This is a genomic window from Pseudomonas sp. 11/12A (assembly GCF_000800055.1).
In the GTDB taxonomy this organism is placed as follows: Bacteria; Pseudomonadota; Gammaproteobacteria; order Pseudomonadales; family Pseudomonadaceae; genus Aquipseudomonas; species Aquipseudomonas mohnii.
In genome coordinates this window covers 551,735-578,372 of the sequence record NZ_JUGV01000001.1, presented here as the reverse complement: position 1 = coordinate 578,372, position 26,638 = coordinate 551,735, and the positions used below count along the sequence as shown (strand labels likewise).

Genomic DNA, 26,638 nt, shown 5'->3' with positions numbered 1-26,638 from the left:
TCCTTGAGGAGCGACGACAGTCAAAGGACTTCCTCTTCATCCTCGTTTACACGATCACGCAATTCTTTTCCCGGCTTGAAATGCGGAACGAACTTGCCGTCGAGGCTGACGGACTGACCGGTTTTTGGATTGCGACCTACTCGCGGCGCGCGGTAGTGCAGGGAGAAGCTGCCAAAACCACGGATCTCGATACGATCCCCCGTGGCCAGACATTGGGACATTTGCTCAAGCATGGTCTTGATAGCCAGCTCCACATCCTTCGATGAGAGCAGCCCTTGATGGGTGACAATTCGTTCGATCAACTCCGACTTCGTCATATTTTTCCCTTCTTTTTCAAGCAGCTAGATCAGCGCTTCAAAGGTTTTAGCACGCCCGGATGATTTTGAACAGCCCGAGTTTTAACATCCCCCCACCCACTACAAATTCCCGATTTCAGGGCATTGCCACACTTACACGCCGTCGCACGCTCATCTGCAGATGACCAGCATGGTGCGAGTCAGATAACCCGCCGGATTGAAGCCAAAGGGAAACTCATCTTCTTCCTTGACATCATCGGACCTGGCCACAACCTTATAGCCTGCTGCCTTGCACTCCTTGGCCGCTCGCTTATGACACTTGTCCCACCCCGAGCCCAATCCCGAACAATCAATCTCAATACCACTGACCCCACGCACAGCGCGAGTCTTGGCGTTAGTCGTACAACCCGCCAATGTCAGAATTGCTATTGCGACAATGAGCTTGTTCATTCACTTCCTTATGCCAGGCACTCTGCCCGACTGTCGTTCGACTCAGTCTAAAGACTAGCTGCAAATAAACGATTGATCCGATTAAAGAAAGAGACAGCTGTTGGCCACATTGGTTTCCCCCCGACCCACACCGCCATCACTCCTGGTAAATTCCAGGCACAAAAAAGGGCGACCGAAGTCGCCCTTTTTTACAGAAAGTCAGAACTTAGTTCTGTTTTTCCGCCTGTGCAGCACGCAGCAGGTCACCCAGAGTGGTGGCTACTGGAGCATCCGTAGCTACTGGCTTGTCGCGCAGGCTCTGGATAGCTTCTTTCTCGTCTTCAACGTCTTTCGACTTGATCGAGAGCTGGATTACGCGGCTCTTACGATCAACGCTGATGATCTTGGCTTCTACTTCTTCGCCTTCTTTCAGAACGTTACGCGCGTCTTCAACGCGGTCACGGCTGATTTCGGAGGCTTTCAGAGTCGCTTCGATATCGTCGGCCAGAGTGATGATGGCGCCTTTGGCGTCAACTTCTTTCACGATGCCCTTAACGATTGCGCCTTTGTCGTTCTCTTGAACGTACTCGGAGAACGGATCGCTTTCCAGCTGCTTGATACCCAGGGAGATGCGCTCGCGCTCTGGGTCAACCGACAGGATAACGGTGTCCAGCTCGTCGCCTTTCTTGAAGCGGCGTACGGCTTCTTCGCCCACTTCGTTCCAGGAGATGTCGGACAGGTGAACCAGGCCGTCGATGCCGCCGTCCAGACCAATGAAGATACCGAAATCGGTGATCGACTTGATGGTGCCGGAGATTTTATCGCCCTTGTTGAACTGGCCAGAGAAATCTTCCCATGGGTTAGATTTGCACTGCTTGATGCCCAGGGAGATACGACGACGCTCTTCGTCGATGTCCAGAACCATAACTTCCACTTCGTCGCCGACTTGTACGACTTTCGAAGGGTGGATGTTCTTGTTGGTCCAGTCCATTTCGGAAACGTGTACCAGACCTTCAACGCCTTCTTCCAGCTCAGCGAAGCAGCCGTAGTCGGTCAGGTTGGTTACACGAGCGGTGACGCGAGTGCTTTCTGGGTAACGGGCTTTGATAGCAACCCATGGATCTTCGCCCAGTTGCTTGAGGCCCAGGGAAACACGATTGCGCTCGCGATCGTATTTCAGAACCTTGACATCGATCTCGTCGCCAACGTTGACGATTTCGGAAGGATGCTTGATACGCTTCCAAGCCATGTCGGTAATGTGCAGCAGGCCATCGACGCCACCCAGATCGACGAATGCGCCGTAATCGGTGAGGTTCTTGACGATACCTTTGACTTGCTGGCCTTCCTGCAGGGATTCCAGCAGAGCTTCACGCTCGGCGGAGTTCTCGGCTTCGAGGACGCTGCGACGGGAAACGACAACGTTGTTGCGCTTCTGGTCCAGCTTGATGACCTTGAATTCCAGCTCTTTGCCTTCCAGGTGCGTGGTGTCGCGCACTGGACGGACGTCAACCAGAGAACCTGGCAGGAACGCACGGATGCCGTTAACGTCGACTGTGAAGCCGCCTTTAACCTTACCGTTGATAACGCCCTTGACCACTTCTTCGGCTGCGAAGGCTGCTTCCAGAACAATCCAGCATTCAGCGCGCTTGGCTTTTTCACGGGACAGCTTGGTTTCACCAAAGCCGTCTTCAACCGAGTCCAGAGCAACGTGAACTTCGTCACCGACGTTGATGTTCAGTTCGCCAGCGTCGTTGTAGAACTGCTCAAGCGGGATGAGTGCTTCAGACTTCAGGCCAGCGTGAACGGTTACCCAGCGAGCTTGGTAATCGATATCAACGATAACACCGGTGATGATGGAGCCTGCCTGAAGGTTCAGGGTTTTTAGGCTTTCTTCAAAGAGTTCCGCAAAGCTTTCGCTCATTTTAATTCCTGTTGATGAGGGCGAAGAATACGCCCATCTCCACACCCCAGACGATGTGGGTTAGTTTCATTTAAAAGAAGCGCCGCAGGACTATGACTGGTCCCCCGCGGCCTTCTTGGTCACCCGGCGATATCGCGAATGGCGATCTCGCTCATGATGCGTTCCAGCACCTGATCGATGGACAATTCCGTGGAATCCAGCTGAATGGCGTCAGCCGCCGGCTTGAGCGGGGCTACCGCTCGCTGGGTGTCACGCTCATCGCGTGCACGTATCTCATCTAGCAGACTCGACAGACTAACACCATCGACTTTGCCCTTCAACTGCAAGTATCGACGGCGCGCACGCTCCTCGGCACTGGCGGTCAGGAAAATCTTCAGCGGTGCATCCGGAAATACCACCGTACCCATGTCTCGACCGTCGGCCACCAGACCCGGCGCTTCCAGGAATGCGCGCTGGCGCTGCAACAATGCTTCGCGAACCGCAGGCAATGCAGCCACCTGGGAGGCACCGGACCCGACACTCTCCGTACGGATCACATCGCTGACTTCGTCACCTTCCAGAATGATGCGCTGCAACTGACCGTCGGTCGCCGCAATGAATTGCACATCCAGATGAGCGGCGAGTTTTTTCAGCAATTCTTCATTGGTCAGGTCGACGCCGTGGTTATGCGCAGCGAAGGCCAGCAAACGGTACAACGCACCGGAATCCAGCAGATTCCAGCCAAGGCGTTTGGCCAGTATCCCGGCGACGGTGCCTTTTCCGGAGCCGCTAGGCCCATCAATGGTGATGACCGGTGCAATGCTGTTCACGACTGGGCCTCTTGGGCAACGCGGATGCCGACCTGTGCGCACAGCGCGAGGAAGTTGGGGAACGACGTCGCGACGTTGGCGCAATCATGGATACGGATGGGCGCACTGGCACGCAGCGAGGCAACACTGAAGGCCATGGCAATCCGGTGATCGCCGTGACCGTGCACTTCGCCGCCGCCGATCTGGCCGCCATCGATGATGATGCCGTCCGGGGTCGGTTCGCATTTGACGCCCAGCGCCAGCAAGCCATCGGCCATGACCTGAATGCGGTCCGACTCCTTCACCCGTAGCTCTTCGGCGCCGCGCAGCACGGTGCGCCCTTCAGCGCAGGCGGCCGCCACGAAGAGCACCGGAAATTCGTCGATGGCCAATGGAACCAGCGCTTCCGGTATCTCGATACCTTTGAGTTTAGCTGCACGTACGCGCAGGTCAGCTACTGGCTCGCCGCCCACTTCACGCTGGTTTTCCAGGGTGATGTCGGCGCCCATCAAACGCAGGATGTCGATCACGCCGGTACGGGTCGGATTGATGCCGACATGCTCGAGCACCAGCTCGGAACCTTCGGCGATCGAAGCCGCCACCAGGAAAAACGCCGACGACGAGATATCACCGGGTACTTCGATGTGGGTGGCGGTCAGCTTGTTGCCGGACTCCACCGATGCAGTCGCGCCATTGACGGTCACCGGATAGCCGAAACCACGCAGCATGCGCTCGGTGTGGTCACGGGTCGGAGCAGGCTCGGTAACGGTGGTCTTGCCTTCCGCGTACAGACCCGCCAGCAGCAGACAGGACTTCACCTGAGCACTGGCCATCGGCATGGTGTAAGTCAGGCCTTTAAGTTTGTGACCACCACGAATGATCATCGGTGGGCGACCTTCAGCGGCGGTCTCGATCACGGCGCCCATTTCACGCAGCGGATTGGCCACGCGATTCATCGGACGCTTGGACAGCGAGGCGTCGCCGGTCAGGGTGCTGTCGAAATCTTGCGCAGCCAGCAGGCCGGACAACAGACGCATCGAAGTACCGGAGTTACCCAGATAGATCGGACCAGGCGCCGGCTTCAGACCATGCAGGCCGACGCCGTGAATGGTCACGCGGCCGTGGTGCGGCCCCTCGATCACGACACCCATGTCGCGGAAAGCCTGAAGGGTCGCCAGGGCGTCTTCGCCCTCGAGGAAACCTTCCACTTCAGTCACGCCTTCGGCCAGGGAGCCCAGCATGATCGAACGGTGGGAAATCGATTTGTCACCTGGTACGCGAATCCGACCGGACAGGCGGCCACCAGGTTGAGCCAGGAAAATCAGATCGTTGGAATTCATAGCGTCCACATAGGCCCGACGGGCCAGGATTTTACTGAAATGCTCGCGGGCAACCCGGGCGCGAGTGAATACGCCCAACAATTGGTGCCCATCCCCTGCATCGACCGCGTCGCGCAAGGCGTCGAGGTCGCTGCGAAATGTATCGAGTGTGCGCAGAACAGCTTCCCGGTTGGCGAGGAAGATGTCGTGCCACATGACCGGGTCGCTCCCGGCGATTCTTGTGAAATCGCGGAAACCGCCCGCAGCGTAGCGGAAGATCTCAAGATTTTCATTGCGCTTGGCCAACGAGTCGACCAAACCGAATGCCAGCAAGTGCGGCAGATGACTGGTCGCCGCCAACACTTCGTCGTGGCGCTCGACCTGCATGTGCTCGACATCGGCACCCAATTCCCGCCACAAACGGTCGACCACCGCCAACGCTGCCGGATCGGTTTGATCCAGCGGCGTCAGAATCACCTTGTGGCGTCGAAACAGCTCGGCATTGGAGGCTTCCACCCCGCTCTGCTCGGAACCGGCTATCGGATGCCCCGGAACGAAACGCGGCGGCATACCGCCAAATGCTTCGGTCGCGGCTCGCACCACATTGCCCTTGGCGCTGCCGACGTCGGTCAGGATCGCCGACCCCAGCTTCATCTCAGCCAGTCGGGCGAGCAGTTTTTCCATGGCGAGGATCGGCACCGCCAACTGAATAACGTCCGCCCCTTGGCAGGCCAGTGCCAGGTCATCTTCGCAACGATCCACCACACCCAACTCAACCGCCAGCTTGCGCGATTGCGGATCGAGATCGACGCCGACTACTTCTCGGCACAGGCCGCTTTCACGCAAGCCCTTGGCAAACGAACCGCCGATCAACCCCAGGCCGACCACCACCAGGCGCCCGATCACAGGTTCAGCAGATGGCCGTGCAGTGACATCAACCACGAGCCAGAACCTTGGCCAGCGCCTCGAGGAAGCGGCTATTTTCAGCCGGCAGACCGATGGTGACGCGCAAGTGATTCGGCATGCCGTAGTTAGCCACCGGACGCACGATCACACCTTCACGCAGCAACCCCTGGAAAACCGGGGCCGCCACTCGACCGAGATCGACACAAATGAAATTGCCCTTGGAGGGAATCCAGCTCAGCCCCAGATCGCGGAAGCCCGCTTCCAGCTGCTGCATGCCAGTCTCATTGAGTCGACGACTTTCGGCCAGGTACTCGGCGTCTTGCAGGGCGGCGCAAGCAGCAGCCAGGGCCAGGCTGTTGACGTTGAACGGCTGGCGCACACGGTTCAGCACATCGGCGACCACCGCGGTGGACAAGCCATAGCCGACGCGCAGCGCCGCCAGGCCATAGGCCTTGGAGAAAGTCCGCGAAACCAGCAGGTTCGGGTAAGCCGCCAGGAAATCCAGGCCGTCCGGCAGATCGCTGCCTTCGGCGTACTCGATGTAGGCCTCGTCCAGCACGACCAGCACGTGCTCCGGCACGTCTTGCAGGAATTCGTCCAGCGCCTCGGTGTCGAACCAGGTTCCGGTCGGGTTGTTCGGGTTGGCGATGAACACCACGCGAGTGTTGGCGTCGATCGCTGCCAACATGGCCGGCAGATCATGCCCCCAGTCTTTGGCCGGAATCACTTTGGCCTGGGCGCCGACAGCCTGGGTCACGATCGGATAGACCGCAAACGCGTGCTCGCTGAACACCGCATTCAGGCCCGGCGCCAGGTAAGCGCGCGCGACCAGCTCCAGAATGTCATTGGAGCCGTTGCCCAGGGTCACTTGACTCAGCTCGACGCGGCACTGCTCGGCCAGCAGGGTCTTGAGCGCGAAACCGTTGCCATCCGGGTAGCGGGTCAGCTCCGCGAGCGCATCGCGGATGGCTGCCAGCGCCTTGGGGCTGGCGCCCAGCGGGTTTTCGTTGCTTGCCAGTTTGACGATGCTGGCCGGATCGAGGTCCAGCTCGCGCGCCAGTTCGTCCACGGGCTTGCCCGGAACGTAAGGCGAAAGTTGTTGCACGCCCGGCTGTGCCAGAGCTAGGAAATCACCACTCATTTGCTACCGCCCTTAGAGAACTGCTTTCGGGTAGGAACCCAGCACTTTGAGTGCCACTGCTTCCTGACTGATCTTTTCCAGCACACCTTTGATCAGCGGATCACGGTGGTGGCCGACGAAGTCGATGAAGAACACATAGGTCCATTTGCCACTGCGCGACGGACGGGTCTCGATTCGCGTCAGGTCGATGCCATTGTCGTGGAATGGCACCAGCAACTCGTGAAGCGCGCCAGGCTTGTTGCTCATGGAGACGATGATCGAGGTCTTGTCGTCGCCAGTCGGCGGCACTTCCTGGTTGCCGATCATGAGGAACCGCGTGGAGTTATCCGGACGGTCTTCGATTTTCTCGGCCAGTCGGGTCAACCCGTACAAGCCGGCCGCCATATCACCGGCAATCGCCGCCGAGTTCCACTCACCCTTGACCCGCTTGGCCGCCTCGGCGTTGCTGGACACCGCCACGCGTTCGACATTCGGGTAATGGGCGTCCAGCCACTTGCGGCACTGGGCCAGGGACTGAGCGTGGGAGTAGATGCGACTGATGCTGTCGGTCTTGGTGTTCTCACCGACCAACAGGTGATGGTGGATGCGCAGCTCGACTTCGCCGCAGATCACCATGTCATGTTCAAGGAAGCTGTCCAGCGTGTGGTTGACCGCGCCTTCGGTGGAGTTCTCCACCGGGACCACGCCAAAGTTCACCGCACCGGCCGCCACTTCCCGGAACACTTCATCGATCGCTGCCATCGGCTTGCTGATCACGGCATGGCCGAAGTGCTTCATGGCAGCCGCCTGGGTGAAGGTACCTTCAGGGCCGAGATAGGCCACTTTCAGCGGCTGCTCGAGGGCCAGGCACGAGGACATGATTTCGCGGAACAACCGCGCCATTTCTTCGTTACCCAGCGGCCCCTGGTTACGCTCCATGACACGCTTGAGCACCTGAGCTTCGCGCTCAGGACGATAGAACACCGGCACTTCGCCTTCGGCCAGCGAGGCCATCTTTACTCGCGCGACTTCCTGGGCGCAGCGTGCACGCTCACTGATCAACTCCAGGACCTTTTCGTCCAGGGCATCAATGCGCAGGCGCAGTGCCTTGAGTTCTTGCTCAGACATTAGCCGTGTTCCTTCTCGAACTCTGCCATGTACGAAATCAGCGCATTGATCGCGTTGATGTCGACGGCGTTATAGATGGAGGCGCGCATACCGCCCACGGAGCGGTGCCCCTTGAGGTTCAACAGACCACGCTCGTCGGCGCCGGCCAGGAACGGCTTGTCGAGACGGTCGTCCGCCAGGCGAAACGGCACGTTCATCCAGGAACGGTCCGACTTGTTGATCGGGTTGCTGTACAGGCCGCTGGCATCGATGAAGTCGTACAGCGTGCGCTGCTTCACTTCGTTGAGCTTGCCGATGGCTTCGACACCGCCCTGCTCTTTCAGCCACTCGAACACCAGGCCGGACAGGTACCAGGCCAGGGTTGGCGGGGTGTTGTACATCGAACCGTTATCAGCCGCGACCTTGTAGTCGAGCATGGTCGGGCACAGGGAACGGGCGCGACCCAGCAGGTCTTCGCGAACGATGTTCACCACGATGCCGCTCGGGCCGATGTTTTTCTGGGCACCGGCGTAGATCATGCCGAAGCGCGAGACGTCGATCGGACGGGAAAGAATGTCCGAGGACATGTCGGCCACCAGCGGAACATCACCGGTTTCCGGAACCCACTGGAACTCCAGACCGCCAATGGTTTCGTTCGGCGCGTAGTGAACGTAGGCCGCGTCTTTCGACAGCTTCCACTCGTTCTGCCCGGGAATGGCGAAATAGTCGTAAGGCTTGGCGGTAGCGGCAACATTGACGTGGCCGTAGCGCGAGGCTTCTTCAATGGCTTTCTGCGACCAGATACCGGTATCGATATAGTCGGCAGAGCCGCTTTCCGGCAACAGGTTCAGAGGAATCTGAGCAAATTGCTGGCTGGCGCCACCTTGCAGAAACAGCACTTTATAGTTCGAGGGGATATCCAGCAGATCACGCAGATCCTGCTCGGCTTTGGTGGCAATGGACACGAACTCATCACTGCGATGACTCATCTCCATGACCGACAGGCCCTTGCCGTGCCAATCGAGAAGTTCACCCTGGGCGCGCTGCAGGACAGCTTCGGGAAGCGCCGCAGGACCGGCACAGAAGTTATAGGCTCTCTTGCTCACATCCAATCTCGCTCTGATTTGGTGGTATCACGCAATAAATCACATTGTCAGCCAACACCGGGTCCCTGCTGAAACAGATGTGTGGGAGCGAGCCTGCTCGCGATTGCATCACCGCGATACTTCAGACGTACCGTGGCGCCTGCATCGCGAGCAGGCTCGCTCCCACAAGGGATCTCCAGAGGTGTCGATATTTCATTACGGACAAACAACAAGGGGGCGAATTTTCATCCGCCCCCTGCTTACCCGCTTACTCTTGAGGTTCTTCGTCAGCGGCGGCGTCGAGTTGCTGGTCTTCGACAACGTCGTCGATCACGACCTCACCGTCGAACTCCGCACCCTCTTCACCTTCCAGCTCTTCACCCTCGACCTCCGACGGCTCCTGGACCCGCTCCAGACCAACCAGGGTTTCATCCTTGGCCAGTTTGATCAGGGTTACGCCCTGGGTGTTACGACCCAGGCTGGAGACTTCGTCGACACGGGTACGTACCAGGGTGCCCTGGTCGGAAATCAGCATGATCTCCTCGCCATCGAGCACCTGAACCGCACCGACCAGACGGCCGTTACGCTCGTTGCTGACCATAGCGATAACGCCTTGGCCGCCACGCTTGTACTCAGGGAACTCGGTGATCGCCGTACGCTTGCCGAAGCCACGCTCGGAAGCGGTGAGGATCTGGCTGCCTTCTTCAGGGATCAGCATGGAAATCAGCTTCTGGCCTTCCGGCAGACGCATGCCGCGCACACCGCGGGCGGTACGGCCCATGGCGCGAACGTCGGATTCCTTGAAGCGAGTCACCTTGCCGCCGTCGGAGAACAGCATGACTTCACGCTCGCCATCGGTAATGGCGGCGGAAATCAGCACGTCGCCCTCATCCAGCTCCAGCGCGATCAAACCGACGCTGCGTTGACGGCTGAAGGATTCCAGCGGGGTCTTCTTCACGGTGCCGTTTGCGGTGGCCATGAAGATGTAGTGACCTTCGGTGTACTCCTCGACCGGCAGCATGGTGGTGATGTATTCACCGTCATCCAGCGGCAGCAGGTTGACCAGCGGACGACCACGGGCAGCACGGGACGCCTCGGGGATTTCGTAGGTCTTGAGCCAGTACACCTTGCCCTTGCTGGAGAACAGCAACAGCGTGGTGTGGCTGTTGGCCACCAGCAGGTGAGCAATGTAGTCCTCATCCTTGACGCCGGTCGCCGACTTGCCTTTACCGCCACGACGCTGGGCCTGGTACGCAGCCAGCGGCTGGGTCTTGGCATAGCCACCGTGGGAAATGGTCACGACGCGTTCTTCTTCCGGGATCATGTCACCCAGGGTCAGGTCGAGACGGGCATCCAGAATCTCGGTGCGACGTACATCGCCGTATTCGGCGCGGATCACTTCCAGCTCTTCGCGGATCACTTCCATCAGGCGCGTGGCGCTGTTGAGGATGCGGATCAGCTCGCCGATCTGGTTGAGGATCTCTTGATACTCGGCCAGCAGCTTTTCATGTTCCAGACCGGTCAGACGGTGCAGACGCAGTTCCAGAATGGCTTGCGCCTGTTCTGGCGACAGGAAGTACTTGCCATCGCGCAGACCGTATTGCGGATCGAGGTTTTCCGGACGGCACGAGTCGGCGCCGGCACGCTCGACCATCGCGACCACGGCAGAGGATTCCCAAGGGGTGCTGACCAGCGCTTCCTTGGCTTCCGACGGGGTTGGCGAGGCCTTGATCAGGGCGATGACCGGGTCGATGTTCGACAGGGCGACCGCTTGACCTTCAAGGATGTGACCGCGCTCGCGCGCCTTGCGCAGTTCGAACACGGTGCGGCGGGTAACGACTTCGCGACGGTGACGAACGAAGGCTTCCAGCAGGTCCTTGAGGTTCAGGATCCGTGGGCGGCCATCGATCAGCGCAACGATGTTGATGCCGAACACCGCTTGCAGCTGGGTCTGGGCGTAGAGGTTGTTGAGAATCACCTCCGGCACTTCACCACGACGCAACTCGATCACGACGCGCATACCGTCCTTGTCGGACTCGTCGCGCAGTTCGGTGATGCCTTCGAGTTTCTTCTCTTTCACCAGCTCGGCGATCTTCTCGATCAGACGGGCCTTGTTCAGCTGGTACGGGAGTTCGGTGATGACGATCTGCTGACGGCCACCGACCTTGTCGATGTCTTCGATCATCGAGCGGGCGCGCATGTAAATACGGCCGCGACCGGTGCGGTAGGCTTCGATGATGCCGGCGCGACCGTTGATGATCGCTGCCGTCGGGAAGTCCGGACCGGGAATGTATTGCATCAACTCATCGACGGTCAGCTCAGGGTTGTCGATGAGGGCCAGGCAACCGTCGATGACTTCACCGAGGTTGTGCGGCGGAATGTTGGTCGCCATGCCCACGGCAATACCGCTGGAGCCGTTGACCAGCAGGTTGGGAATACGGGTCGGCATGACCGCCGGGATCATTTCGGTGCCGTCGTAGTTCGGCACCCAGTCCACGGTTTCTTTATGCAGGTCGGCCAGCAGCTCGTGCGCCAGCTTGGTCATGCGCACTTCGGTGTATCGCATGGCCGCGGCGTTGTCGCCGTCCACCGAACCGAAGTTGCCCTGGCCGTCTACCAGCAGGTAGCGCAGGGAGAATGGCTGCGCCATCCGAACGATGGTGTCGTACACCGCGGTATCACCGTGAGGGTGATACTTACCGATCACGTCACCGACAACACGGGCAGATTTCTTGTACGGCTTGTTGAAGTCGTTGCCCAGCTCGCTCATCGCGAACAGCACGCGCCGGTGCACGGGCTTCAAGCCATCGCGCGCATCCGGCAGTGCCCGCCCGACAATTACGCTCATCGCGTAGTCGAGATAGGACTGCTTCAGCTCGTCTTCGATATTGACCGGGAGGATTTCTTTGGCCAGTTCGCCCATGAGAAGCCTGATTCCTTTTTCTGGTGAAACTTCGTCACATCCATATGGGACGAACGAAGCTCGCCGCTGCAGGCTCATTGCCATGCACCGACTTACGACAAATCAACGAGTTATGCCATGGATCTGCGCAGTAAAGGTCACCCCTTGGGGCAACCTTGGAAACCGCCGGATGTTATCACAAGAGCCGCCACGCACCTATCCCCCAGATGCGCATGGAGCATAGTTAGTTGACCGGTGACAGGCTTGAAGGGGATCAGAGAAGCTTAGAGCCGCTTTGAATGAGGAATTTGGGGCGGGATCTGGCTGATTCATTGGCATATAGGGCCTCATCGCTGGCAAGCCAGCTCCCCACAGGTTTTGTGAACACTCCAGAACCCTGTGGGAGCGGGCTTGCCCGCGATGGCGATTATTCAGACAGACAGAATCATCAATGCAGGCGCTTACGACACATCAACTGCGTCATTTTCGCCGTATCCGGGCGCTCGACGATGCCTTTTTCGGTGACGATGGCGTCGATCAAGTCAGCCGGTGTGACATCGAACACCGGATTGAACGCATCGACATCCGCCCCGACCCGTTTGCCACCGACTTCCAGCAACTCACGACCATCACGCTCTTCAATCGGAATGTCGTCGCCACTGGCCAGGCTCATGTCGATGGTCGAACTCGGCGCCACCACCATGAACCGTACACCGTGGTGCATGGCGTTGACCGCCAGCTGATAAGTGCCGATCTTGTTCGCCACGTCGCCATTGGCGGTGATCCGGTCCGCGCCGACGATCACCCAGGTAATACCCTTGGTTTTCATGATGTGCGCAGCAGCGGAATCGGCATTGAGGGTGACGGGGATGCCTTCGTTGGCCAACTCCCACGCCGTTAATCGCGAACCCTGCAACCATGGGCGCGTTTCATCGGCGTAAACACGCTCGACCATGCCTTCAATGAACGCCCCGCGAATCACACCCAACGCGGTACCGAAGCCGCCGGTGGCCAGCGCGCCGGTATTGCAATGGGTCAGGATTGCCTGAGCGTTGCCCTGATGCTTGCGGATCAGGTCCACACCCAGTTGCGCCATGGTGAGGTTGGCTTCGCGATCACTTTCGTGGATTGCGATGGCCTCGGCCTCCAGGACAGAGAGCGGATCGGCGTGATTCTTCAGCCGATCGAGCCGTTCCTGCATGCGACCCAGCGCCCAGAACAGATTGACAGCGGTCGGCCGGGAATCGGCGAGCAGAGCAAAATCCTCCGCCAGCGCCGCCTGCCAGTCCCCGCCCTCGGCAAACCGCGCGCGAGCCGCCAGCACAACGCCATAAGCGGCACTGATACCGATCGCCGGCGCACCGCGCACCACCATCGAGCGAATGGCCTCGGCCACGCCAGCCGCGCTGGTGTAGGCGATCCAGGTCTCCTCGAACGGCAAAATACGCTGATCCAGCAGATACAGGGCGCCATCACGCCAATCGATGGCCTTCACTTTCTCCGCAGCCAACAGTCGATCGCGCATCCCTCACCCCGCACTCATGAACAAAAGCCGCCGATTATAGCGATCCCCCCGCGAAGACGCTCGGGTATACTTCGCCATCCTTTACAAAAGCACTGGAACCGACCCTCGATGCCGAACACTGCCGCTGCGCTCGACCTGTTATTACTGCCGACCTGGCTGGTACCCGTCGAACCCGCTGGCGTTGTCCTCAAGGACCATGCCCTGGGCATCCGCGACGGACGCATTGTCTTCATCGGCCCACGTTCCGCCGCCCTGAAGCTTAATGCAAGCGAAGTGCGAGAACTGCCGGACATCTTGCTCAGCCCCGGCCTGATCAATGCTCACGGACATGCGGCGATGACCCTGTTCCGCGGCCTGGCCGATGACCTGCCGCTCATGACCTGGCTGGAAAACCACATCTGGCCAGCGGAAGCCAAATGGGTCGACGAGGAGTTTGTCCGCGACGGCACGGATCTGGCCATCGCCGAGCAGATCAAAGGTGGCATCACCTGCTTCTCTGACATGTATTTCTTCCCGAAGGTTGCCACCGAGCGCGTGCATAAGAGCGGCATTCGCGCACAGATCGCGATCCCGATTCTCGATTTCCCCATTCCCGGCGCCAGCACGGCGGACGAAGCCATTCGTCAGGGCATCGAGTTGTTCGGCGACCTCAAGCACCATGACCGCATCAAAGTCACCTTCGGCCCCCATGCCCCCTATACCGTGGGCGACGAAAACCTGGAAAAAATCCGCGTGATCGCCGAAGAACTTGACGCTTCGATCCACATGCACGTGCATGAAACCGCGTTCGAGGTGCAGCAGTCGATCGAGCAGCGCGGAGAACGTCCGCTGGCTCGCCTCGCGCGACTGGGCCTGCTCGGGCCGCGCTTCCAGGCCGTTCACATGACCCAGATCAGCGAGGAAGACCTGGCCCTGCTGGTAGAAAGCAACACCAGCGTGATTCATTGCCCGGAGTCGAACCTGAAGCTGGCCAGCGGTTTCTGCCCGGTGGAACGCCTGTGGCAGGCTGGCGTGAATGTCGCGGTCGGCACCGACGGCTCGGCCAGCAATAACGACCTGGACCTGCTCGGTGAAACCCGCACCGCCGCCCTGCTGGCCAAGGCGGTCGCCGGCTCGGCCACCGCGCTGGATGCCCATCGCGCCCTGCGCATGGCCACGCTCAACGGTGCACGCGCCCTGGGGATCGAAGCCGAGGTCGGCTCACTGGAACTCGGCAAAGCCGCGGACATGGTGGCATTCGACCTCTCCGGGCTGGCCCAACAACCAGTCTACGACCCTGTTTCGCAGCTTATCTATGCCACCGGCCGGGACAGCGTGAAACACCTTTGGGTCGCCGGCCAGCAACTGCTGGACGACCGGCGCCTGACCCGCCTGGATGAACAACAGTTGATCGCTACCGCCAAGGCCTGGGGCCAGCGCATCAGCGGTCGCAATGAATCGTAAGCTCCCCGGAACGAAAACCGGGGCAACAGGATTTTTCAAGTTTTAGAGGACTTAAACCATGAGCAACGTCGACTACGCCGAAATCGCCAAATTCGAAGCCCTGGCGCACCGCTGGTGGGATCGTGAAAGCGAATTCAAACCCCTGCACGACATCAACCCGCTGCGAGTCAACTGGATTGACGAACGCGTCAACCTGGCCGGCAAGAAAGTCCTCGATGTCGGCTGCGGCGGTGGCATTCTCAGCGAAGCCATGGCCCAGCGGGGCGCTACGGTGACGGGCATCGACATGGGCGAAGCGCCGCTGGCGGTCGCGCAGTTGCATCAACTGGAGTCCGGCGTGAACGTCGAATACCGGCAGATCACCGCCGAAGCCCTGGCCGAGGAAATGCCGGAGCAATTCGACGTAGTCACTTGCCTGGAGATGCTCGAACACGTGCCGGACCCCTCCTCGGTCATCCGTGCCTGCTTCCGCATGGTCAAACCCGGCGGCCAGGTGTTCTTCTCCACCATCAACCGCAACCCGAAGGCCTACCTGTTCGCCATTGTCGGCGCCGAATACATCATGAAGCTGCTGCCGCGCGGCACCCACGACTTCAAGAAATTCATCCGCCCTTCCGAGCTTGGCGCCTGGAGCCGCATGGCTGGCCTGACGGTCAAGGACATCATCGGCCTGACCTATAACCCGCTGACCAAGCACTACAAACTGGCAGCCGACGTTGACGTCAACTACATGATCCAGACCCTGCGCGAGGAGTAAGCCGATGCGTATCAGAGCAGTTCTATTCGACATGGACGGCACCCTGCTCGACACCGCGCCGGACTTCATTGCGATCTGTCAGGCGATGCGTGCCGATCGCGGCTTGCCGCCGATCAACGACAAACATATTCGCGATGAGATTTCCGGTGGCGCCAAGGCGATGGTCGCCGTGACCTTCTCCATGGACCCTGAGTCCCCAGGCTTCGAAGAGCTGCGCCTGGAATTCCTTGAGCGCTACCTCGTGGGTTGTGCCGTGCACAGCAAGCTATTCGACGGCATGGGCGAACTGCTGGCCGACATCGAGAGCGCCAACCTGATCTGGGGCGTGGTCACCAACAAGCCACTGCGTTTCGCCGAACCGATCATGCAGCAGCTCGGGCTGGCCGAGCGTTCGGCCCTGCTGATCTGTCCGGACCACGTGAAGAACAGCAAACCGGACCCCGAGCCACTGATCCTCGCCTGCAAGATGCTCGACCTCGACCCGGCCAGCGTCTTGTTTGTCGGCGATGATTTGCGCGATATCGAATCGGGCCGCGATGCGGGTACCAGGACGGCAGCGGTGACGTTCGGCTACATCCACCCGGACGACAACCCGCGGCACTGGGGCGCGGACGTGGTGGTCGATCATCCGCTGGAGTTGCGCAAGGTGCTCGATAGCGCCCTTTGTAGCTGCTGACCAAACATGCCTTGGTGGTGAGGGAGCTAGCTCCCTCACCACAGGTTCGGTCTCCGCTTCTTGTTGAATTTGCTGTGAGGTTTTTATGTTCGATTATTCCGCTCGCCCTGATTTGCTCAAGGACCGGGTCATCCTGGTCACCGGCGCCGGTCGTGGCATAGGCGCCGCCGCCGCGAAAGCCTATGCAGCCCATGGCGCTACCGTACTGTTGCTGGGCAAGACCGAAGCCAATCTGACTCAGGTCTACGACGAAATCGAAGCGGCTGGCCATCCGCAACCCGCGGTGATCCCGTTCAATCTGGAAACCGCCCTGCCCCATCAATACGATGAGCTGGCGGCGATGATCGAAAGCGAATTCGGCCACCTCGATGGCCTGCTGCACAACGCGTCAATCATCGGCCCACGCACGCCGATCGAACAACTGTCCGGCGAAAACTTCATGCGGGTCATGCAAGTCAACGTCAACGCCATGTTCATGCTGACCAGCACACTGTTGCCACTGCTCAAGCTGTCCCGGGACGCCTCGGTGGTATTCACCTCCAGCAGCGTCGGCCGCAAGGGCCGTGCGTACTGGGGCGCTTACGGTGTCTCGAAGTTCGCCACCGAAGGCCTGATGCAAACGCTGGCCGATGAAGTCGATACCGTGGCCCCCGTACGCTCCAACAGCATCAATCCGGGCGCCACCCGGACCAGCATGCGCGCCCAGGCGTATCCGGGGGAAAACCCGCTGAACAACCCGACGCCCGAGGAAATCATGCCGGTCTACCTCTACCTGATGGGTCCGGACAGCACAGGTATCAACGGCCAGGCATTCAACGCCCAGTAATACCGTGCGTCGCTTTTGTGCCGCGCCGACTTCCCGTCGCGGCACTCACGGTTCAGCGGTTTTTCAGTCAAACAAATGCCGCACAAGTGTCCTCCGCCGTTTCCGCTGCAGTTAACACATTGATTTTTAAATGTTTTTCATTTAATCGAACGCTCTGGCATGACTTTCGCTGTACCTTTGTTCAAACAGGCAGTGTGAAAGCAGGCAAGCGGGGCTTAACTCGACGGGTTACAAAACCGCGATAAAGCAGATTAGACTTGTAAGAGATGTCCTACGGGACTGACGGACCAGTATGACGCGCAGCCCAAAGCCGCTCTCACCCAGCTTGTAAGACAGCCTTACTGCTCAGGGGCGCACACCATATGAAATCACCTTCCCAGACCAACGCAATTGACTTCGATAGCGCCAAATTGCAACGCCTGGGTTTTGGTCAGCAGCAAACCACCCTGGAAAGACCTCCCAGTCTTGCGCAACTGCGCCAGCAACTGAGCCTGCAACTGCAAACCAGTCTTGAGCCACAACGCATTCTCGGACTGTTTTACCGCGAAATTCAGCGACTCGTTCCACTCGATTCCTTGAGCTACCAGCACAACAGCAGCGACTTGCGCCTGGAGTTCGGCCAACGCGGTCATCACTCCATCAGTTACAACCTCAGTCATGAAGGCGAACACCTGGGTGAACTGGTGTTTCGCCGCAATCAACGCTTCACCGAGCCAGAACAGGGCAACCTCGAATCGCTGCTGGCCTCGCTGCTTTATCCGATGCGCAACGCCTTGCTTTACCGTGCCGCCACCCGGAGCGCATTGCGCGATCCACTGACCGACACCGGCAACCGTATCGCCATGGACCAGACGCTGCAGCGGGAAATCGAACTGTCTCGGCGCCATCTGCAACCGCTGTCGCTATTGATGCTGGACATCGATCACTTCAAGCAGATCAACGACACCCACGGGCACAGTGCCGGCGATGACGTGCTCAAGGCCGTTGCCGCGTCGATCAAGGGCCAGTTGCGTAACGTAGACATGGTGTTTCGCTATGGCGGGGAAGAGTTCCTGATCCTGCTGTCGAACACCGCCCGGGAAGCAGCGGCCATGGTTGGCGAACGACTGCGGTTGGCGGCGCAAACCGAGGACTTTTTGGCTGATGGCCGTCTGGTCGGGCTGACCGTCAGCATCGGCTGCTCGACCCTGTTGCCCGGCGAGTCTGTGGAGAGCCTGTTGCGCAGGGCCGACAATGCGCTTTATGTGGCCAAGCGCGAAGGGCGTAACCGTTTGACGATGGCGGGCTGAGCCTTCACTTCAATGGCAGCGAAAGACCGATGTAGGAGCGAGCTTGCTCGCGATAGCGTTGTCACACTCAGCTTCTTTATTGAATATTAAGCCGCCATCGCGAGCAAGCTGGCTCCCACAGTCATTCAGATCAGCTCTCGGCCAGTGCCAATCGCTCACGGGCTACCGGCGTTCTTTCCGCGTGTTCCAGCTGCATGCAGCGCTCCAGGAACAGGAACATGTAGTCGTAGCTCTTGCACACAGCCTGGCGCAATTCCGTCTGCAGGGATTTGCTCGGATTCATGCCTGCCAGTGTGCAGATGATTTCCAGCGCTTCCCATGGATGAGCATCGTCATACTGAGCATGCATCTTCAGCCACTTCATCGCTCGCTTGCGCTCTTCCTCGGGAAACGACGCCGCATAGACGCCATTGGAACAGACCAGCGCCGACCACTCCCCGGTTGCGCCTTCAATGGCATAGTTGGTGGCCGCAATGGCCACGATCAGCGAGTCCGAGGAACTGGTGTGCCAGCACCAATGGCTCAAGGCGTGAAGTTCAGGGGCTACCTGTTGCGCCTGCAGATCTTCCAGAGTGACGCCGTGAGCACGGCTCCAGTTCACCCAGTAATCGGCGTGATTCAATTCGACGCGAATGTTACGCATCAACCAGCGACGCGCCATGTCCTCGCCTGGGTGGCGGGCAAAACGGGTCTTGGTCAGGTTTTGTGCCATGTATAACGCGAACTGTTCAACCACCGGCCAGCCACCTATCAGGTACTGGCGCATGGTCTTTGCACTGAGCGTGTTGTCACGCATGCGCTGATACAGTTCGTGTTCGACGACCCGGCGCTTGCTCTCGCTGCAGTCCTGGACCAATCGTTGAGCCCAGGCGGGATAACTTGCAGCTTCCATGAGTGGTCCGGTTCGGTTGAATGTGTCGATCACTGTCGAGCTCCTTTTGATTGTGATTGTTGGGATCAGCAAGAGATTTCAACGGAACGTGCCAGGCGCCCTGAACAACAAAGGCTGAGGCCTGGCGGGACGACTTTGCAAACTATCGCAGGTAAACAGTTGCGGGCGCTCGATGAGATACCCTTGAGCGTAATCCACCCCGATCTCTAGCAATGCCTGCTCGATCTGAGGCGTCTCGACAAACTCGGCAATCGTACGCTTACCCATGACATGACCGATATGATTGATCACCTCGACCATGGCGCGGTTAATCGGGTCGTCCAGCATATCCTTTACGAAACTCCCGTCGATCTTCAGGAAGTCTACAGGCAAATGTTTCAAGTAAGCGAATGAGGACATACCGGCGCAAAAATCGTCCAGCGAAAAATGGCAGCCTAAGCCTTTGAGTTCATTAATGAATCTGATCGCGCTGCCCAAATTTGAAATGGCGCTGGTTTCAGTAATTTCAAAACAAATCATTTCGGCCGGTATTGAATAAGTAACGAACTGTTCACGCAGGAAGTCCAGAAAAGCCTCATCTCCGATGGTGGTGCCTGACAGATTGATCGCACACATGGCCAAAGGCCCCTGACGCTTTTCGGCACGACATTGGGCAATGATCTTGAATACGTTTTGCACGACCCAGCGATCAATCAAGTTCATCAGACCATAACGCTCGGCCGCCGGAATAAAGCTGTCGGGCAAGATCATGCGCCCGGCCTCGTCATGCAGACGCAGCAGAATCTCAATGTGTCCGCTGCCCGCTTCAGTACGGCCAAGCGGCGCGATTTCCTGGGCATACAGGCAGAAGCGATCTTCTTCCAAGGCCATGTGCAAGCGCTGCACCCAAGCCATTTCGCCGAAACGCAGGGACAGTTCCGAATCATCGGGATGATAGAGCTGAACCCGGTTACGACCTTTTTCCTTGGCCATGTAGCAGGCCATGTCGGCAGCGCGCAACGAGGCCTCGAGTGTGGACGGATGTTGCGCAACATGAACCAGTCCGATACTGACGGTGGTCACGAAAGGTCGACCTTTCCAGACAAAGTGCAGATCCTGTACGGTCTGGCGCAGACTCTCGGCAATTTTTTCCGCCACCTCCAACCCACAATTTTCCAGCAGGATGCCGAACTCGTCGCCGCCCAGCCGAGCGAGGGTATCGCCTTCGCGTAATCCTGATTGCAGCAGCGCGCAGATATGCCGCAGCAATTCGTCTCCCGCCGCATGGCCACAGGTATCGTTGACCAGCTTGAATTGATCCAGATCGAGAAACATCAGGGCGTGACGCCCGGTCTGCCGCGCCAGCGAGTGTAGCGCCTGCTCCAGGCGATACTCGAACTCGCGACGGTTGGCGAGCCCGGTCAATGCGTCATGGGTAGCCTGCCAGGACAGATTGGCGATGTATTGCCGTTCCTGGGTCATGTCGTGCAGCACCAGTACGGCACCGCTGACGTTGCCGGCATTGCGGATCGGCGCGCCAACCAGCGTGACCGACACCGTGCTGCCATCGAGGCGTTGAATCAATTTGGAATGTTCACTGCCACCGCTGAGCTGACCGCTCAGAATTCGCTCGATCAACGTGAATCCGTCGGTGTGGGCATTCTCGTCCAGCAGATTGAACAGCGCCGCCAGCGGCAAACCCGTCGCCTGCTCGGCCTTCCAGTGGGTCAATGTCTCGGCCGCCGGGTTCATGTAGGCAATTGCGCCGTCGACATCCGTGGTGATCACCGCGTCGCCAATCGATTGCAGGGTGATCTGCGCCCGGTCTTTCTCGAGCTGCAAGGCATCGGCGAAGGCATGACGTTGTTTGAGCAACTTGTGGGTGCGCATCAAGGCCAGCGCAATCAGGCCAAGGGCGGTGGCGAGGTTGGTCACCAGTAACAGCCGGAGAATGACCCGAGATCCCTCTCCCAATGCGTCACTGAAAGCTTTCGCTGCCGGAGTCACTTCAACATTGATTGCAAATATCTGCGCCTTCCAGTTCTTGATGTCGGCCTCGGAGGCCGGACCAGCGGCAATGTGCCGGTGCATGTCCTGCGCAACATCATCAAGCTTGACCAGATACGAATCACCCACCGTCCAGAGGTCGATAGCCTTCTCGAGGTAACTGAAATGGCGGAAATTGAGGTACAGCCAGATCAGACTGGGAACGTCATCCGGGTGGTTGCCACCCTTGAGAATCGCCAGGCGCGCCGCTTCGATATTCGGCGGTTGATGATCCAGCGCTACCCGCAACTCGTGACCGCCCTGAGGCACGGCCATCGCGTCCTGGTATTTGCGGAAAATCGACTCGTCACGACTGTCCGCGTAGAGATTGAGGTAGTAGATGGCGTCTTTTTGGCCTTTGGACCACAAGCTTTCACCGGCGACATAGCCGCGAACCGCCGACAGCACATATAGGCTAACGCCACCCAATAGGGCTTGAAACACCACAACGGCGATAAATGGCCAGACGATGCCCAACAACCGTGGCGTTCCGAGTGTCCGCGTTTGATTCATGAGGTCCCTTGCATTAGCACTGCTTGCTCGTCTTCCGGACGAAATCGCTACAGCTAGACTAGGGGGCGATCCCGCTTCCGGCAAGCCAGACACGGTACAACATGCACTACATATGTACCGCATCCGCAGTGAACAAAACTTTGAGACTGGCGACTCTCATCCATTAAAGAGTCGCTTTCCCATGCAAACTGCAACTGCTGCGCCCACCCCGGCTCAACGGCATACCGGCCAACAGGCCGAGTACGAGACAATACTGAGCGCGTTACAAGCCGTCAGGACGAGAGCCTCCGACCTGCATGGATTCTACCTGTCCCCCTCTGCGGACTCGTCCTTGACACTTGAGTACGAGCGCACGAAAACGCTTTTGCGCACGTTCTTCGAAGACACCAGTGACAACGCCTTGTCTGTGCATCTTCGACCACTTAAAGGACTCCTGACGGAAGTCAGTGGTATCGGCGATCAGTGTGTATTTTTGACGAGCCACAATGATGGCACCGTCGATACACATACGATCAAGGATGTAACAAAGTCCACTGGCGACATTCGCGCCTTTCAGCGAGCGCTTGTGGGCATAGGTGGATACATACGCAGCGACAGGGTCTTGCCCCTGCCGCAGGTCTTGAAGTATTACGGCCTCGCCTTGCCTGCTGAACAAAACACGGACTCCCTGACCCGACTGATTGAACAGGTGGAGGAGAAACGCGCCATTCACCGATTGAACCTGGAACAGGGACTGCAAATCAGTGAACTGATAGAACAGCACCAGCACATCTTGATGCTCAATGTCGTCAGCGAAATCGTCACAAAAGAAGCCCGCTCCGTCATCGACATCCTGGCCAGAGAAGTCACACCACCGATGACACCACACCAACTGGCCACCCAACCCACCGCCTGCCTTGGGCGCTTGCTCGACACCCCAAAAGCACGTGACCTGGGCCAACGCCTGCTGAAAACACTCAATTGGTACGGCAGCCGTTCCGATGAAAAAACAGTGCCTGAGATCGGCGCAAAACTGCTGCTGGAGGCGTTGCGACTGTGGTACTTCCTAACGCTTACCGATGCGTCACACAGCATTGCCCGCTATCAATTGCAACATCGCGCCAACCACGGCAAAAGCTACCCCGATATCCTCAAGCACTTCCGGCAACACCTGGAAGATTCACTTCGTACGCGATCGCCGATCGAAACAGCGCTGCTGGGCAGGCTCTGCCAAGCCAGGTTTCCAGTTGAATTCCAGGTGCGCGACATTCCCCCCGACTTGCCCTATGCCACCTCTATCGTCTGGGTCAATTTCGTTCACGGCGCCCATCTCGCTCATGCACTGGACCCAACCCTGCTGCAACGACTGACCTTCCAGCAAATCACCGATCTACCATTAAAAAAAAGCCAGAACGCCAGTAAAGCCCTGCTCCAGTTAATCGCCCTGACGCGTGTTCCAGCGGCGCTGACCTGCGCGCAAGCGATCGATGCAGTGGAACCGAGCGCGCAAACTGGCGATGTTCAGGAAAGCAGACTGAAAGCCTTGCAAGCGCTGGAAGACCACCAGGTGCAGTTGAACGAGGCAATTGTCCAACTCGATATCTCCGCTCCAAAACGGCTGAAGCTGGCGGAACAACAGCTGAAACTGGCATTCGCCACCGGCGTTAGCCCGGACCCGCTGAGCATCCGCGTGATGCGCCACCTCTATCAGTCGGGCAAGCGCGTTGAGCGCAACATCGTGGATACCCCTGAGCTGCCGCAGAAAACCTGGCCCTTGCTGGACGTGTACGCCTCAGGCGGCTTGAACGCTGATGGCAAGTGGTACATCACTGACGACGGCAAGACCGCGAGGGATTGGATCAGACTGTCCACGGACCGCACGTTTGAATCGGGCCCGGTAGATTCCGATGCTCGCTCTGTCACTTTACTTCCACGCAACCGAACCCTGCCTGATATTGCCGTTCTATTCGACGAGCAATTCAAAAGCTACCTCGCCAAATCAAAAGCAGCCTACGAACTGCTGATCAAAAGCCTGCTGGTCACATTGCCGTGGGCCGATCGCAAGGCGCTGGAACATGGTGAAGTCAGGGTACTCAGCCTCAGGGATGAAACCGGGCGCAAGGCCGATGAAGAAACTGCAGCACACACCCTGCCGCTCAGGGCACGCATGGGGTTTGTGCTGCAAGCCACTTACAAAAACGCCGTGCGCTTCTACGAGTGCCTGCCCCGTGCCGGCGTCATAAGACCGCGCGCCGATGTGACAACCGCCCATGTCGGTGGCGACCGTGGTCATTATTTTTCCGTCAACCGCCTTGTCGAGGAGGACTATGCCTCCTACATCGCCATACGCAAACACCGCCTGCCATTCGACCAGGATGCCCATGCAACCGGCTCGCCGCCGAAATCAGGAGCCACCTGCCTCGCGATTCTTGACCCACTCGGCGACGCCCTCCCCCCTTCTCGAACGCCGTCGGCAGATCACGACATTTCTCCCAACCTCACGCTGACATCCCCTCGCACGCAACAAATCGCGTCCTTCATTGCTACACACCTGCTTTACCTGGATGAAAAGGAGGTGCGTCGAGAGGCTTGGGGAGTGACCCCATACGAACGCCATCTCGAGGAAAAACACTGGCTTCACAGCGTCAAGGGGTTCCTGCCATTCTGGGGGAGCATCGAAGACCTTCAATCGGACAAATTCGGTGATCGCGTTCTCGGCGCAATCGGCCTGGTGCTCGATATCCTGTCATTTGCAGTTCCCTTGGGTAAGTTCGCCGCAGGCAGCATCAGGCTGGCCGCACGAGCTGGCGGATTGGGGATTCGCTCGACATTGCCGCGAATGGTGAAGCTGTCCGGCAAACTGTTGACTTCGAGCTTGAAGAACCTCAACCCCCTGGACGGTTCAGTGGATCTGCTGCGGCTCGTTGGCAGGGGCGTAAAAGGCGCCGGACGTGCAGTCGTCTTCCTGGAAAGACGGGCAGTGTTCCAATTAAAAAAACTCGCCGGCAAGGCCGATAGCTACGACTTGGTCAGCAGCCTGCCTCAGGCCACCGAACCGGGACGCTGGAAACCGCTGATGGATGCCGACGAGCTGGGTATTGTCAAAGGCATCGAAGATGTGCCGGTTCGAAAGATCGACGGCCACCACTACCTGGTTGACCCGCTGTCCACCCGCCCCTATGGACCTCGACTCACTCCGCAGAACCATGAACTTTCACTCGGTCGCTCAAGCTACGACACCGTGAAGAAAACCGACGAGCTGGTTTTCTTTGAACTCCCGGAACAGGCACACGTTCGTTACCAGTTCGACATCGATGGGCGCACGACAGTCTTCATCGACGACGTCCCGTACCGTCTGGACGGCGAAGAACTGCGCCGCGTCGAGATGATCGATGACAGCAGCGCATTGACGTTAGTCCCCTGCCGGCCACGCCGCGCGCCAAACAACGGCAGCGAATGCCTCAATAGTTTTGTGACAGGGACACCCGCCTCGACACCGGAAGTCGGCTCGTTCGACGAAACCAAAGGTTACGCGCCCTGGTTTGGCGACCGGGTGTCCGAAGCGGTTAGCCGACCCGGTCATGACGGCCAGTTTGTAACCCATGAGGGCAATCTTTATCAGATCATCGACAACATCCCGACGCTGTACAGAGGCGACATCACCACACTTGGCTTTACCAAGAAGTGGCTGGTGCCTCGCCACGAGATGCCGGCCACCCTGATGTTCCGCAAAGGTATTTATGGCCGTATCGAGGTCAAGGGGGTTTACGAGGGCGCCGATGACCCGCACCGGATCGGGGCCATTCTGGTGCCGTCCAAAGATGAATCGAGTACTTATGTCTTCAGCCGAATCAATACCGACAAGTATTACTTTGCGACAGTGCCCAAAGGGCAAAGCCTGAGCGAGCCGCTGACATTGAAACGCCTGTTGAAGGCTGACATGGCTGAAGGCACCTTGGGTGCGGAACTGCTAACGGTGTACACCGGGTCATTGAGCGCCAACAACATCGCACGCATGCACAGTAAAGAAGCCCTTGAGCTCGCGATGAAAACCATGGACGAAATCGCCATTCCGATCGGAACGGCCCCTAACCCTCCGGGCAACATGAAATTCCTGAAGGTCGACACCAGTCCCGGAGAAGCACTGATGTTCGATCATTCAACCCGAATGATCGTCACTCGACTGCCTGAAGGCGCCACGACATGGAGCAGGAGCAAGGATGCTCCGGAAGACTTGCGTCAGAGCACCGCCAGTATCTTCGATACGCTGTTCATGTCGCCGACGATCGACGCCAGCAAGGCCAACAGCGCACTAAGGATCAACCAGACCATGCAGAAGCTGCACCAGTTGACCCCCAAGCGCCAACGCTCCTTCAATCCGAGAAACATTGCCTATGCCGAGGTCATGACCAGCAGTGGGCAACGGGAAATCTACGTCAGCGTTTCCGGCGCCCAGCGAGCGACCGGGCACTTGCCGCTGTTCAAACAGAATCTTGGAGCGGATTCGGTTCGGGTCGGCGAATCAACCTACTTCAACATCGACATGAATCAGAACTTTCCCTACACCTCTCTCGAAGTGACCGATGAAGGCAAGTTGCTGGCCGTGCCGACGACCATCAAGGACATCGGCACCTACAAGCCAGTGCAGTCGAAAAAACCGACGTCACTGGACAGCGAAAGCAAGTTGATCCAAGTGATTCGGGAAAAGTACCCCGACCCCAAGGCGATCAAGTCCGTCAATATCGCCACGACGATGCCCCCGTGCGAATCGTGCTCGATCGTGATGAAAAATTTCGGTTATGACGGCGGGGAAAACGCGCTCCAGGTGCTGTGGAGTTAA

At 58.6% G+C, this 26,638-nt stretch carries 18 protein-coding genes; 6 read left to right on the top strand and 12 right to left on the bottom strand.

Annotated features, from left to right (window positions below; translation table 11 throughout):
* Positions 1 to 20: 20 nt before the first annotated feature.
* From ihfB to mtnA, 10 genes are all read right to left on the bottom strand, one after another.
* Positions 21 to 317 (bottom strand): integration host factor subunit beta, encoded by a 297-nt coding sequence (gene ihfB, locus GQ39_RS02705; protein WP_033055808.1) that lies wholly within the window; start codon positions 315 to 317, stop codon positions 21 to 23.
* Positions 318 to 467: 150 nt separating this feature from the next.
* On the bottom strand, positions 468 to 746 hold the full coding sequence (locus tag GQ39_RS02700; RefSeq protein ID WP_047527095.1) for a hypothetical protein: 279 nt from the start codon (positions 744 to 746) through the stop codon (positions 468 to 470).
* Between the two features lie 205 nt (positions 747 to 951).
* Positions 952 to 2,646 (bottom strand): 30S ribosomal protein S1, encoded by a 1,695-nt coding sequence (gene rpsA / locus GQ39_RS02695; protein ID WP_047527094.1) that lies wholly within the window; start codon positions 2,644 to 2,646, stop codon positions 952 to 954.
* A 119-nt stretch (positions 2,647 to 2,765) separates the two neighbouring features.
* A complete protein-coding gene (cmk, locus tag GQ39_RS02690; RefSeq protein ID WP_047527093.1) occupies positions 2,766 to 3,455 on the bottom strand; it encodes a (d)CMP kinase in 690 nt (229 codons plus the stop codon).
* Positions 3,452 to 5,659 (bottom strand): bifunctional prephenate dehydrogenase/3-phosphoshikimate 1-carboxyvinyltransferase, encoded by a 2,208-nt coding sequence (locus tag GQ39_RS02685; protein WP_047538394.1) that lies wholly within the window; start codon positions 5,657 to 5,659, stop codon positions 3,452 to 3,454. The genes cmk and GQ39_RS02685 overlap by 4 nt, the downstream gene beginning before the upstream one ends.
* Before the next feature lie 28 nt (positions 5,660 to 5,687).
* Entirely contained in the window at positions 5,688 to 6,800 is a 1,113-nt protein-coding gene (gene hisC, locus GQ39_RS02680) for a histidinol-phosphate transaminase (RefSeq protein WP_047527092.1), read from the bottom strand.
* Positions 6,801 to 6,812: 12 nt separating this feature from the next.
* A complete protein-coding gene (gene pheA, locus GQ39_RS02675) occupies positions 6,813 to 7,907 on the bottom strand; it encodes a prephenate dehydratase (protein WP_047527090.1) in 1,095 nt (364 codons plus the stop codon).
* Complete coding sequence (gene serC, locus GQ39_RS02670; RefSeq protein WP_047538391.1) at positions 7,907 to 8,992, bottom strand: 3-phosphoserine/phosphohydroxythreonine transaminase; 1,086 nt, start codon at positions 8,990 to 8,992, stop codon at positions 7,907 to 7,909. Before serC ends, pheA begins: the two co-directional genes overlap by 1 nt.
* 247 nt (positions 8,993 to 9,239) lie before the next feature.
* Complete coding sequence (gyrA, locus tag GQ39_RS02665) at positions 9,240 to 11,894, bottom strand: DNA gyrase subunit A (protein WP_047527089.1); 2,655 nt, start codon at positions 11,892 to 11,894, stop codon at positions 9,240 to 9,242.
* A 427-nt stretch (positions 11,895 to 12,321) separates the two neighbouring features.
* Positions 12,322 to 13,398 (bottom strand): S-methyl-5-thioribose-1-phosphate isomerase, encoded by a 1,077-nt coding sequence (mtnA, locus tag GQ39_RS02660; protein ID WP_047527088.1) that lies wholly within the window; start codon positions 13,396 to 13,398, stop codon positions 12,322 to 12,324.
* Between the two features lie 108 nt (positions 13,399 to 13,506).
* On the opposite strand from mtnA, the gene GQ39_RS02655 reads away from it, so the two are divergent.
* The 5 genes from GQ39_RS02655 to GQ39_RS02635 all read left to right on the top strand — a co-directional run bounded on the left by GQ39_RS02655 (position 13,507) and on the right by GQ39_RS02635 (position 18,389).
* Positions 13,507 to 14,841, top strand: coding sequence for a TRZ/ATZ family hydrolase (locus tag GQ39_RS02655; protein WP_047527087.1), 1,335 nt, complete (start codon positions 13,507 to 13,509; stop codon positions 14,839 to 14,841).
* Positions 14,842 to 14,899: 58 nt separating this feature from the next.
* Entirely contained in the window at positions 14,900 to 15,598 is a 699-nt protein-coding gene (gene ubiG, locus GQ39_RS02650) for a bifunctional 2-polyprenyl-6-hydroxyphenol methylase/3-demethylubiquinol 3-O-methyltransferase UbiG (protein WP_007973655.1), read from the top strand.
* Between the two features lie 4 nt (positions 15,599 to 15,602).
* Positions 15,603 to 16,274 (top strand): N-acetylmuramic acid 6-phosphate phosphatase MupP, encoded by a 672-nt coding sequence (gene mupP, locus GQ39_RS02645; protein ID WP_047527086.1) that lies wholly within the window; start codon positions 15,603 to 15,605, stop codon positions 16,272 to 16,274.
* A gap of 85 nt (positions 16,275 to 16,359) precedes the next feature.
* Positions 16,360 to 17,100: a YciK family oxidoreductase gene (locus tag GQ39_RS02640; protein ID WP_047527085.1), complete on the top strand. Its 741-nt coding sequence runs from the start codon at positions 16,360 to 16,362 to the stop codon at positions 17,098 to 17,100.
* Between the two features lie 362 nt (positions 17,101 to 17,462).
* Complete coding sequence (locus GQ39_RS02635) at positions 17,463 to 18,389, top strand: GGDEF domain-containing protein (protein ID WP_047527084.1); 927 nt, start codon at positions 17,463 to 17,465, stop codon at positions 18,387 to 18,389.
* A 130-nt stretch (positions 18,390 to 18,519) separates the two neighbouring features.
* Here the strand turns inward: GQ39_RS02635 and GQ39_RS02630 are convergent, their stop codons facing one another.
* A complete protein-coding gene (locus tag GQ39_RS02630) occupies positions 18,520 to 19,281 on the bottom strand; it encodes a TenA family transcriptional regulator (RefSeq protein ID WP_219739221.1) in 762 nt (253 codons plus the stop codon).
* 78 nt (positions 19,282 to 19,359) lie between these two features.
* Complete coding sequence (locus GQ39_RS02625) at positions 19,360 to 21,819, bottom strand: EAL domain-containing protein (protein WP_047527082.1); 2,460 nt, start codon at positions 21,817 to 21,819, stop codon at positions 19,360 to 19,362.
* 181 nt (positions 21,820 to 22,000) lie between these two features.
* Here GQ39_RS02625 and GQ39_RS02620 point away from each other — a divergent pair, with 181 nt between their 5' ends.
* Positions 22,001 to 26,638: a deaminase domain-containing protein gene (locus GQ39_RS02620; protein WP_047527081.1), complete on the top strand. Its 4,638-nt coding sequence runs from the start codon at positions 22,001 to 22,003 to the stop codon at positions 26,636 to 26,638.